The 745-nt window shown below is 71.0% G+C and carries 1 protein-coding gene; it reads left to right on the top strand.

What is annotated here, in order from left to right; all coding sequences use genetic code 11:
• A partial coding sequence (locus DMH01_RS42330) for a DUF4097 family beta strand repeat-containing protein (protein ID WP_125685089.1) occupies window positions 1-549 on the top strand: 549 nt, incomplete at its 5' end.
• Window positions 550-745 lie beyond the last annotated feature (196 nt).

Raw genomic sequence — 745 nt, 5'->3', positions numbered from 1 at the left:
AACGCCTCGAGGAGCCGTGACGTGAAGGCGGCGGAGCAGACCACGGTCGAGTACGCCGACGGTGTCCTCCGGATCACGACCCCGGAGAAGAACCAGTACCTCGGCCCGTCCGGGGCCGTCGAGGTGACGGTCAACCTGCCCGCCGGTTCCGGCGTCGAGGCCAAGGCGGTCGGCGCCGAGCTGCTGACCGCCGGCCGTCTGGGTGAGGTCGCCTTCGAGGGCGCGTACAGCCAGATCAAGATCGAGGAGGTGGCGAGCCTGCGCCTCACCGCGGTCGACGGCGACGTCGAGGTCGGGCGGCTGGGCGGCCCCGCGGAGATCAGCACCGCACGGGGTGACATCCGGGTCGCCGAGGCCGCGGGCGGCAAGGTCGTGCTCGCCACCCAGTCCGGCGACATCTCGATCACCGCCGCCGCCGGGGTCTCGGCGGCCATGGACGCCGGCACCAGCTACGGCCGCGTCAGCAACGCCCTCAAGAACGACGGCAACGCCGACCTCGACATCCGCGCCACCACCTCCAGCGGCGACATCACCGCCCGCAGCCTGTGACCCCCGGCTTCCGGAGGGAGGGCGGGCCGACCCGCCGAGACCGCCCTCAGGAAGAACTCGCAGTTCAGAGGCCCTTCGGGGCCTCTTCTGCGTTGCCGGGCGAGGGTTCATCGGAAGATCGTGTGACACATTCGCATCCGCACTCCCTGGAACCTGGCGCACGGCGAGCGGTGGTGTCTGTGCCCTTTCGAGTGGT

It is taken from the genome of Amycolatopsis sp. WAC 04182, assembly GCF_003947465.1.
Taxonomy (GTDB): domain Bacteria; phylum Actinomycetota; class Actinomycetes; order Mycobacteriales; family Pseudonocardiaceae; genus Amycolatopsis.
This window is presented reverse-complemented; position numbering and strand designations above follow the sequence as displayed.